Annotated in this window: 7 protein-coding genes and 1 tRNA gene; 2 read left to right on the plus strand and 6 right to left on the minus strand. The window is 37.4% G+C overall.

What is annotated here, in order from left to right; translation table 11 throughout:
* Positions 1–6: 6 nt before the first annotated feature.
* On the minus strand, positions 7–2,937 hold the full coding sequence (locus tag ASE01S_RS08980) for an extracellular solute-binding protein (RefSeq protein ID WP_169793102.1): 2,931 nt from the start codon (positions 2,935–2,937) through the stop codon (positions 7–9).
* 1,331 nt (positions 2,938–4,268) lie between these two features.
* Positions 4,269–5,990 carry a glycoside hydrolase family 35 protein gene (locus ASE01S_RS08985; protein ID WP_067841230.1) on the minus strand — a complete coding sequence of 574 codons (1,722 nt, stop codon included), beginning with the start codon at positions 5,988–5,990 and terminating at the stop codon, positions 4,269–4,271.
* 669 nt (positions 5,991–6,659) lie between these two features.
* Here ASE01S_RS08985 and ASE01S_RS08990 point away from each other — a divergent pair.
* Both ASE01S_RS08990 and ASE01S_RS08995 read left to right on the plus strand, forming a co-directional pair.
* Positions 6,660–6,736: transfer RNA gene (locus ASE01S_RS08990), tRNA-Met, on the plus strand.
* A 331-nt stretch (positions 6,737–7,067) separates the two neighbouring features.
* Positions 7,068–7,733: a hypothetical protein gene (locus tag ASE01S_RS08995; RefSeq protein WP_169793103.1), complete on the plus strand. Its 666-nt coding sequence runs from the start codon at positions 7,068–7,070 to the stop codon at positions 7,731–7,733.
* A 552-nt stretch (positions 7,734–8,285) separates the two neighbouring features.
* Here ASE01S_RS08995 and ASE01S_RS09000 read toward each other — a convergent pair.
* From ASE01S_RS09000 to menA, 4 genes are read right to left on the minus strand one after another with little or no spacing between them, the layout of a single operon-like run.
* A complete protein-coding gene (locus ASE01S_RS09000) occupies positions 8,286–9,113 on the minus strand; it encodes an energy-coupling factor transporter transmembrane component T family protein (protein WP_067841234.1) in 828 nt (275 codons plus the stop codon).
* Positions 9,110–9,967, minus strand: coding sequence for an energy-coupling factor transporter ATPase (locus ASE01S_RS09005; RefSeq protein WP_067841236.1), 858 nt, complete (start codon positions 9,965–9,967; stop codon positions 9,110–9,112). Before ASE01S_RS09005 ends, ASE01S_RS09000 begins: the two co-directional genes overlap by 4 nt.
* Positions 9,958–10,773, minus strand: a complete 816-nt coding sequence (locus ASE01S_RS09010) for an energy-coupling factor transporter ATPase (RefSeq protein WP_067841238.1) — start codon at positions 10,771–10,773, stop codon at positions 9,958–9,960. The genes ASE01S_RS09005 and ASE01S_RS09010 overlap by 10 nt, the downstream gene beginning before the upstream one ends.
* Positions 10,774–10,792: 19 nt before the next feature.
* On the minus strand, positions 10,793–11,734 hold the full coding sequence (menA, locus tag ASE01S_RS09015) for a 1,4-dihydroxy-2-naphthoate polyprenyltransferase (protein WP_067841240.1): 942 nt from the start codon (positions 11,732–11,734) through the stop codon (positions 10,793–10,795).

Consider the following 11,734-nt stretch of genomic DNA (forward strand, 5'->3'; position numbering starts at 1 on the left):
CCTTCGTTACTCTTCTAAAAGTGAAAATTCTGGATTCGGATAGTGCTCGATGACCTCGCCATCTTTCATAAACCCAAACTCCTCCAGCTTTCTCTCTGTTTCTCGATTGACACGCTTACTCGCTAAATCAATCGCTGTCCTTAAATTTTCTCCATCCAGAACGACAGAGTTATAGGCATTACTTAACTCACGCTCAAGCAAATAACTCCCCGGAGCACGTGGCACTTCAGCAATCCATTTGGCTTGATCAAGAATCGTTGCCTTGTGACTGTGCGGCCACGGTAACTCTGAATAGGCAGATAAATTTGCTGTATTCCACATATACTCTGGACCATAAGTCGTCTGAAGGGTGTTTCCAAAGGCGACTTGAGTCTCAGTAGATGACCACCATTTCAAAAATTCCCAAGCTTCTTCGGTTTTATCTGTATCGCTGAACATGATGTTACTTTCTGCCCCTCCGGTTGACCAACGTTCAACTTCACCCATTTCATTTTCAATTCCCGGGACAAGAGCAACATCCCATACATTCGCAATTTCCGGAGCCGCATTTAAAATTAAGTTATACATGTGATAATCGGAAATCCCAATTGGAATGGATCCATCACGGAATTGCTGATAAAAGCTCGGGACGTCGTAAGGGACGTTATAAATAGAAAACAACTCGGTTAATAACCGCATTCCCTCAATCGTATCGTTATTATTTAACTCCGTTCGATGAATCGTATCGCCATACAATTGTCCTCCACTTTGGTAAATTAATGGCATTGTACCAGCAAAGGTCTTCATTCCTCCCATCCCTGCCGTTGGATAGAAGAAATTCATTCCTCTTCTTTGCAGTTCAGGTAAGTATGTGCGAACATCAAAGATGGTGTCAGGAATGTCTAATCCCATATCCGCTAAAATATCTTTCCGGTAAAACATGATCCAAAAATTCATCGTGTCCGGGATCGCATAAACACCGTCTTGAATCGTTGCCGGGACAAGCATCCCTGGCGAATAATGACTGACAACTTCTTCATAATCATCAAATAACGTTAAGTCTTGTAAAGCTCCCCGAATCCCAATTTCAAACGGCATAGCATAATTCACACCTAAGGCGACATCAGGTGCATCACCTGCTGCATTAGCAAGAATCAGTTTGTTTTGATCAGGCATAATGGATATATCCACCTTCACACCTGTTTCGGCAGTAAAGGTCTCGTCAATTAATCGTTGAATAATCTCAATGTATTGTCGGGGACGATTGACCCAAACTTGTAAATGCTCTTTATTAATATTATTCACTTCATAATCTTGCTCACCGAAGGTATTGATAAACCGTTTAATGCTTCCCCAGGCTCTAGCAAACATACCTGCATTCTTAGGGATATCTGCTTCATCCTGATAAAGGTAAAATCGATCGATCGCAATGCCGCTATCATTTATATCTTGCATTAGGTTACTTAAGTATGCAGTAACAGAATTTCCTCCCGTCGACAGCTCATCTTTTCGCTGAGCCAATTTTTTAACTTCTTCTGCTAAGCTCCTTAATTGTTCCTCTGCAATTTTTAATCCAGAAAATGCACCGACTGTATCCTTATTTGGGTTAAACGCTTTCATTTCTTCATAAATATCGGCCATTTCATCAGCCCAAGATAACATAAGATCCGTTACACCTGGAATATAATCCTCCACATTGATATCACGGTGCCGATCAACATCTGGCCCAACTAAGTTTGTTAGCTCTAAAGAAAGGTTCTGAATTTCACTTGTCAAACGTTCAATTTGCTCCATCGTCTCTTTTAGGGGCTCAATTGCGATTTGAAAAGCAACCGTATTGACCCCTTCTTCTAAGTAGATTGGAATCGGCTGTTCCTGATCATTCGCTAGTGTATAGTGGACAAATGTCGACTGATACAAAAATGGGTGATTTTGTAATGCTTGATAAGGTACTCTGCCATTGATTTCGATATTCATAAAGATGGGGAAGTCAACTTTAGACTTTTGTTGATAGTGAATTCCCAAATAATAATAGCCGGGTTGATCTACTTCTACATCATAATAAATTTTATCCCCCGCTGAATTAAAAGAATCGGCATCAATATGATTAAGCACACGCTTATGATCGCTATATGGTATTAGGTTGACGTTATAGGAAGCATTGGCGCGAATTGAAGAGTTGTTACGTTTGACCAAATCATTTGCTGCTTCCACCTCGATATACTGATTACCTGTCATTTCGATTGGTTCAAATTCAGGTAAGATTTGCTTACCACTTAATTCTATCGTTCGTATAACGAGATTACCCTCTGAAATGACTAACTCAATTTCATTGTTACCTTGATTGAGTTTTACAAGTAATGGAGAGCTAAGACGGTAACCGGAATCAATTAAATACTTAAATTCCCATGTATCTGATTTGATTGGCTGCGGAATAATTTCATTGCCATATTTATCAGTTTGGAAGGTTTCAGGATTTTCCCAACTACTTTCAAAAACTAAATTACGTGCCTCATAGAAAGGGATTGCACCGTTGACACGCATTTCCAATTGTGACGGCAAAACATTATGGCCTTCGATTTTGTAGTCAAATCCGATATAGTAATAGGCCGTCTCTGGTGCTTCAATCGTGAAGTTGACTGTTTCATCTTGACCGACATAAATGACATCCTCTCCCTCATAAGTGGTATGACCATCAGAGCTAAGTTCAGTCATATCTTCAAATCGAATCGGTTCACCTTGATAATGCTCTGATTCTGTTCCACTAATATAGGTTGAATAGCGATCAGACCTTTCATGATCCGTACTTGAAATAATGTCATCCAAATCAATCGATTCAGCATCGGTCATTTCCAAGTCTTCCTCATCAGCACTAAGTGACGGTAGGAAGATAGACGAGCCGACTAACATATTAAACAAGATCATTAGAAATACTTTTCTATAATTAATAATCCGCAAACTCATCACCTCTACAATTTTTCTATGCACATCTTCTTATTGGTAAGATCAGAAATCCCCTTTTCGCAATAAAGTAAGCGCTAACATAATTGTGGCTATTTTACCAAGTAAAAGCTAATTCCATCTCTCGCAACTTTAATCTGAAATACTTGTCGTGTGAGAGAATTTCATAACTTCAATTCTGTATGAAAAACAAACATTATACGAGGTTAGTTTATGACTGTTTGTATAATGAGGGGTTTTCCAACAGGATGGACCGTGTTGTTAATGAGTCGTATCAGGGTGGGATCTTTACTTTCACGTAAAGTCCACAAAAAATAATCTTCTTTATCTTAGTTCCTTAGCCATCAGCGCGTCTTTTCGTTGGGACGAGCAGCTAAGGTCATTTCCTTATAGGATAAGGTTGGTTAAACTTTACATTCCTTTTGCGTCGTAAGGACACTACCACAGTGTACAATTAATCTTCCACTAAGTAGATCTTGTACGCTTACATACCTTGCCAAGAGCCCGCGGAGAGGCACTTAATTATCCCAACAATTATCATAAACATACAAGCAGAGTAAATATTTTACTTAAATTTTATCTTTGTAACTAAAATTATATATAACACCCTCTTTATTGTCAATCTTTTTTAGGGTAAAATTAACTAGCCTTTAACTATTGTTGAAATTGCCATATAAAATAAAACTTCATTCAGTGGGGGTTTCGATGCATAGGCTGTGCTAGTGCAGACGTTTAATCAACTTCCTCTCTCACCCACTGAACGTTAGTTGAACCAATTGGGCTTTTCAAATCTACCTTAAACTATTAGTATCTCTAGTTGATTAGATTAATTACAATGTTAAACACTTAATTTTTAGTAATAAAATTAAATATAATTAGTAGTAAATACCATTAAACATACAGGACTTAACTATCAATCTCTTTTGTTTATCATTTCATGTTTGTTTACCTCCATCCAGCAGAAGCCTCCTACTTCTATGAATGGAGATGAACGTCTATTTCCCTTCCATTCAGTGGGGCTCAAACCTCAGTGGATAAAGTTAGAGCCCCTTCAGTGAAAGCCACAGATTTTCAGTGCAAATTCATCGTGCGAATATTGGTAAAATATGGATGAAAATGTGTAAGGCTCATTTGATTTTGAAATACATAACATTTGAAAGCAAGGCTTTAACTATTAAAATATAAACATCTTATAAAACAGCTGTTAACGAGCCATATAGAATAAAGAATTTCGGTCACAACAGACAATAGAGCAACATCAAAAAAAGCAGCTCTAAACGCCATCAAGCCATGACATTTTAGAACCGCTTAAAATTAAACTTGGATCGTTAGCCCAATTTAGGCTTATCTACTAACTTAACTCTATTTGTGTTTGTCCCTTCTAATTCCAAGATAACGATCTCATTTTTACCCTTTTTCAACAATGGCCCTGGTAGATATAATCTTTTTTGGGGACCAGCTGTATTCCAGTACCTTCCTAAGTTAAATCCATTAATAAATACATTCCCCTTACCAAATCCCTCAACGTCGACAAAAGTATCACAGGCATCCTCTACTTCTATGAAGCCACGGTAGAATTTAGGGAACCGGCTATCCTTCGAAACAAACTCCTTTGGTAAATGATCTGTATTGATTAAATACATTTCCCAATTAAACCAGTACTGCTGACCTAACCAAATATTTTTAACCATCCCTTTTTTATCACTTAAATGTTCACCATAATTTGCCCGTCCCATATTTTCCACAAGGATTTCTAGAACATTACTCTCTTCCGTGAAATTTAATTTTAATTCCTTGTTCTGATCATTTATATATGTGGTTAATACATATTCACCATTGATGTAGATATAGGATCGATCACGAATAGCGTCGGAATTAAACGACAACTCTCCTTGGCGATTAACTGTTGTCCGATAAAGCGTATAACCATATGGGTGATCAAGCTCTTCCATTGATAGCGGAGTAATAGAGTTAACCTTTTTACTACAATCACTCAAAACATCAAACAAACTCGTTGACTCTGTTAACTCAACATCACCATACGTATGTGTTGTGATTTTACTTTTATAATCATCCGGAACATCGATATAATTACTTAATACTTTTTTAATCGCTTTATATTTTTCTGTTATCTCACCATTCTCCGTTAATAAAGCATCATAATCATAGCTTGTGATCGTTGGATAATAAAGATCATAGTAATTCGCACCATTCATAAAGCCAAAATTTGTACCGCCGTGAAACATATAAAAGTTTACAGAGCTTTTTGTCTTCATTAAATCTTTAAAAACTTCAGCAGCATCGCTGGCACTACGTGTGTGATGCTTTCCATTCCAATGGTCAAACCAGCCTATCCAAAATTCCATAACCATTTTAGGTGAGTTTGGTTTAAATTTCTTAAGCTTCCCGAACGCTTCATCTACTCTTGAACCAAAATTCACGGTTGTGGTTACATCAGGTAAAGAACCTTGTTCAATAAACTCTGGTCCATCCGAAGTAAATAAGAAAGTATCTAAATGATGCTTTTTATATTGATTTTTTAAAAAACTTAAATATTCCAGGTCATTCCCATATGCACCATACTCATTTTCAATTTGCATAGCAATGACCGGACCACCATGTTGATATAGATACCGTTCAAACTTTGGTAATAAAACATCAAAATATTCTTCAACATGCTTCAAAAAAACAGGATGACTACTTCTTAAAATGGCCCCTTTATCCTTAAGCAACCATGCTGGTAATCCGCCCATTTCCCACTCTGCACATATGAAAGGTGATGGTCTTAAAATAACATATAAGTCTAAGCTTTGTGCCAATGCAATGAACGCTTCAACATCTGCTAAACCAGAAAAATAAAATTCTCCTTTTTTCGGTTCGTGAAGATTCCAAGGTATATATGTCTCAACCGTATTTAATCCTAAAGCTTTTAATTTGAGCAGTCTATCTTCCCAATGCTCAGGCACTGTCCGGAAATAATGTATCGCTCCTGATAATATCTGGAATGGTTGACCTTCCAAATAAAACTTACCATTATTTACTGTAAGCATGTCGTCCCTCCTCTAGATCATACATACTCTTTTCAATTTTTAACCAAATAAACTTAGGAGATTTCCATCGTTTTCCCTTTGCTATGCGATTGATCTTTTAGTAATTTTAGCTCAAAAACAAATAATATTTAGTAAAGCAAAGGCTTTTTTGACGTTTATTCCCCCATAATGTACTGATTCAAGAACTATTTAACAATCCTTACACATGTTGATTTTAATTGTTATTACTATTTTAGTCAAGTAAATTTAACTAAAAAGTAAACGCATTCAGACTTGTTAGTGAAAGAAATTAATTTCAAATATTTTTGATCATACCTTGTTTATCCGACCATTTAAAGTTGAACTGTTTTAGTAAACGAACGTGTCAACGAATACTTCAACCATTTCGCTTGTGTTTAAACAGACTTCATCTATTTATTTCAGATAGTCTCTCTAGAAAGGCCATATGCTTAAAACCTCTCTGCTTTCATAGAATGTTAATGGGATTGATTAATTGACGATAAACATGCGACTATTACAGCACTATATGATTGTTTTTAATGATATCACCTTATGCCAAGGTTTTAGTCGAACCTACCTATTAACTCGTCTAAGATAATATAAAAAAAGGATTGACACCACGCTCTGGCTATTGTATTATATCACTTGTGACTTTAATATTTTGATTTTGGCGGTGTAGCTCAGCTGGCGAGAGCGTACGGTTCATACCCGTGAGGTCGGGGGTTCGATCCCCTCCGCCGCTACCATTATGACCAAACCATGTACATAATTATATTTAAAGAGAGAGAAGCATCTGCTTCTCTCTCTTTTTTAATAATCCGTAGAGTGGATTTATGATTTTAAACTGATTAGCTAGCCTAGCAACAGAAAAGAGAATACGGACGGAAGCAAGAAGTTAAGAAGCAGTTGGTCAATATATTGTTAACATTTTAAAAAAAATGTGGGATTTTTTCTCAAAAGAAAAAGGGAAATGTACCTCCTTTATCGAATCATATAAAACGTAAGATAAAAATAATATTGGAGGGTATTAGCACTGTATCTGCCAATGAGGACGATTCATTACCATCAGAATCAGAGATGGATAGTTTTTTGCTTGATCTGGGTATGCCTTCAGGTACAATTGAGAATTTAACGTATTTTGGTAAGCTGGAGATTTTCAATACTGTTGATGAAGATGCAGTTTTTGATGGGTATACAGAAGAAGATGTGTATCTACCTGAAGAAAATGATGGTGATATATCTTTATTTTCTATTCCAAAAAGTCAATTGCAGTTAAAAGTTTCGGGGTTTAAAAACAGTGATGGAACGTATTCTATCTATCCGAGTTTTATTTGGAAAACAAAAAATAGATTAAGAAATGATACATTTTCTTTTGTGTTGGATAATAATAATTGGACAACGGTAGCTGGTAATGTTGGATTGAATATTCATATGGTAAATGCTACACCTGGTATTACCGATAAGTTTTATTATGATAGACCATCGTCTTCTAGTTATTCAGGACACAGGTTTCAAATACCGCAGAATCATGGAAAGACTAACCACAAACATTATGAAGGGCATGCTCATTTTAAAGCAAAAAGTAAAAAAAGCAAGGTAGATAAACGAATTATTTTGAGTTATGGAAATGATACTACTTCTAGTGGTAATCTATCATATAGTGTAAGTATTGGTATCTTTTCTGTATCCTATTCTGGTGGAGGGAAAAACTTAAGAACAACATCTGAAACATTATCTTGGTAGGGGAGAGGGTTAAAATTATTTTACCTTTAATCATCATTTGTATAGTTATAACGCTTGGGTTGTATTGGTTACTACCTATAGTTTTACCTCTCAGTTTAGGTGGAGACATTATGATGACATTAATCGTGAGTACTATCATTTGTACCAATATTACTTTACTTTATTTAATTTTGTTAGAGTTAAAAGAAAAAGGTAAACAATAAAGTGAAACTTCGTTCAGCGGGGGTCTCGACGGATAGGATGTGCTCGTGCAGACATTACGACGCGACATCGCGAACTTAGTCAGCTACCTCTCTCCTCCACTGAACGTGAGTTAAACCCATCGGGCCGTTACTGGCTGTTGGCTCTCCAACTTAGACATGACGTGTTCCGTTATTTCTTGAAGTGGGAGTCTTACAAAAGCCCTTCGATGGGGTGAGTAATCGCAGCCCCAGACAGTTACACTGCGATAAAAAAGAGCCAAAACAAATAAAATGTGGCTCTTTTTTATTGTTCTAAAGTTGTTTTTTTTAAAGAAGCGAAAAAATACACACTACCCAGACACTCCAGCTTTTAATAAATAGAAGCTATTAATAACAATACGTTCACTTCATTTAAAACATGTAAGCCTAAGGTTAACACTACCATCCCCATTAGACATAGGCTATCTCGGCGAGACCAAGATAATTGGCGAAAGCTGGAACGTTTTTTTCCTGATTGATAGCCCTTAACCTCCATCACATCAGCCATTGCCTCTGCCCGATTTAATGAACTTGCAAACAAAGGTAATATGATCGGAACAAGCTTTTTCATCTGTTGAAGCAAATTCCCTTCTCCAAACACCGTTCCTCGTGCCCGTTGCGCATCCATCACTTTCTGTGTTTCATCTAGCAGATTGGGAATAAATCTTAAAGCAATCGTCAGCATTAGGACAAAATCCTCTACTGGAATCTTGACATACTTAAGTGGATGTAATAGGAAGCTTATCGCATCAGTCAAATCAATTGGCTTAGTCGTTAAGGTAACAATTGTAGAAACAAAGATGATCATAACAAAGCGACTAAAGGTGTAAATCCCTGTTAGCAGCCCAAAGCTGGAAATAATAAATGGGCCCATATTAAAATATACCGTTCCGCCACCTGTAAAAAGAACGCGCAGGCAGGTAGCAAATAAGATTAACCAAATTAACGGCTTAACGCCTCTAATATAGGTCATTAATGCTACTCTTGAAAGCCGCATCATCATAAGTGTGAAAATAAATAAATAAAGGTAGCCTTGACCATTCTCCACATAAAATAATAAACCAATAAAATAGAGGGCTGCCATTAGCTTAGCACGAGGATCTAATTGGTGTAAGACAGAATTGCCTGGGAAATAACGTCCTAATATTAGCTTATTCATACCAAGCCCTCCCTTATAAGCATTTGTGATAATTCATCTAAGGTTAGGCAGGTTTGCTTGAAGGTCATATTTTTAGCCCGTTCAATTTTACGTTGTAATCTCAAAGGTTCTGGTAAATCAATATGCCAAGCTGAGGTTAGATGATTATCTTGAAAAAAGGTGCGAACGGGTTGATGACATACTAGCTTTCCCTGATCGATCAAGAGCACGTCATCTGCATATGTCGCCACATCATTCATGTCATGTGTAACCAAAACGGTCGTTAACCTCTTTTGTACATGTAACGTTTTAATCATCGTTAATATTTTTTGTTTACCCTCAGGGTCTAATCCTGCTCCAGGCTCATCAAGAATAAGCACATCAGGATTTGTTGCTAAGATGCCCGCGATCGCAACGCGACGTTGCTGACCACCAGATAAAGAAAAGGGTGAGCGTTCAAGTATGTCTGGATCTAAGCCAACTAACCGAATGCTTTCTTGAACGGCTTTTTTCGTTTCTTGTTCATTTAAACCAAAGTTTCTCGGTCCAAAAGCAATGTCTTTGCCAACTGTTTCGGCGAAGAGCTGGTGTTCGGGAAATTGGAAAACCATGCCCACTCGCTTACGGATTTGATTGATAACTTTCTTATTGGCTTGTTGGCTAAGCTCCAATTCCCCTATGCTTACTTCTCCTTTAGCTGGTAAAAGCAGGCCGTTCATTAGCTTTAATAGACTAGACTTCCCTGCTCCCGTTCTTCCAATCACCGCTGTAAACGATCCGGACTCTAAGCTAAACGTGACATCATCAATAATATTTCTTGCGCGGATTGGCCCCAACTGATAGTCGGCTTTAACTGATCTAAAATTCACCTGCATAACCAGTCCACCAATTCTTTTTCGGACATATACGCATCAGGCATCGACCCACCTAGCTCAATTAGTTTTCGCTTCAACTGTTCAGCAAAAGGCGGGGTAAAGTCCGGATGAGCCTCAAAAATCACAGCAGGAGGGCCATGGTCAATAAGTACACCATCCTTCAGAACAATAACCTGATCTGCTTGCGCAGCCTCTGAACGATCATGGGTTATAGAGATAATCGTTAAGCCCAGCTTTGCTTGAAGTTCTCTTAATAAAGCTAACAACTCGCGTCTACTCTTCGGATCAAGCATAACAAAAGCTTCATCAAAGATCATTAAATCAGGCTCTAATGCTAAGACACCGGCAATCGCAACCCGTTGCTTTTGTCCCCCCGATAATTGAGAGGGGTCTTTTTCTCGAAGCTCATACATATGAACAAGCCTTAATGCTCGAAAGACCCTTTCTTGCATCTCATGATCGTCTATGTTTAGGTTTTCTAAAGCAAATGCCACATCATCTTGAACAGTCGTACCTATGAATTGATTATCAGGATTTTGCAATACAATGCCTATTCGTTGTCTTAATTGCCACTTAGTACGTTCGGTTAACCTCTTGCCATTAATTAAAATCGAACCACTTTCCGGCTCGGCCAAGCCAACGATTAATCGAGCCAAAGTTGATTTACCTGAACCATTGTTACCAATAACCGCTAACCATTCACCAGCGTTCACTGTAAACGATATATCTGATAACGCATAGTGACTTTTCGTTACATGATAACGATACGTGACCTGATCGACACATAACATTGGAGGATTGTCCATGCTATCTGCCCCCTATCCATTAAATAAGTAATAAAGAAATTATCAGCATAATTACCACAGAACCATTCACTAATACTAAGTTTTTTATAGCAACCGAAAATGTCTCTGCTTTAACCTGTTTCTTATTGAACAACTTTACCTGCCGATAAACAGGGTAGACAATCAGTAAAGCGATTAACAGCATTATCGGAAGTAGGCGTAAAGCAACTGCTAGAATCAATGCGACAAATGATAGAAAATAAAGTGCATTAAATAGGATAACGGCATTTTTCTTTCCTATATAATAGGGTAGTGTAAAGCGATGGTTGACAATATCCTCTTCTAAGTCACATATATTGTTAGCTAGCATCAGGTTAGCAATTGTAAAAATTGATGGAACGGAAACGAGTGCAATCTCTAATAATAACAATAGATTAGCCTGAAATAGAATCATATGTCCATCCCATGTCAGTTGAACAATTCCCTGATCATATGCATTAACATAAACAGCCAAGAACACAATACCGAAGCCCATTGTAACACCAGAAAAGACCTCTCCGAGTGGCATTCTAGATAACGGAATCGGACCAAAGGTATAAAAGATACCAATACCAAAGCATAGCATACCGATTAATAGGACAAATAAATCGGTGCGCGCAACTAGCCAGATTCCAAGCCCTGTTGATGTGATCAGCATGGTTAAGATAGTGATGATCACCGTACGTTCAGGAATTTGAGCTTGACCAATTATATTGCGTTCTTGACGATAAAGATCTGAGCTAGCCTTGCGATAATCCATATAATTATTAATCGCAGTTGTTGTTAAATCGAAAATAAGCATAGCAAAGAAGAAAATAAGGGTATTAACTAAACTAAAAGATTGATAGCGATAGATAACGAATAATAAACCTATTAAAAAGGGAAATAGGCTGGCTATTTTTGTTTGAATCTCAACTAATTTTAAAAAAGATATGATATTCAT

This window comes from Amphibacillus sediminis NBRC 103570, assembly GCF_001552275.1.
Classification (GTDB): Bacteria; Bacillota; Bacilli; order Bacillales; family Amphibacillaceae; genus Amphibacillus_B; species Amphibacillus_B sediminis.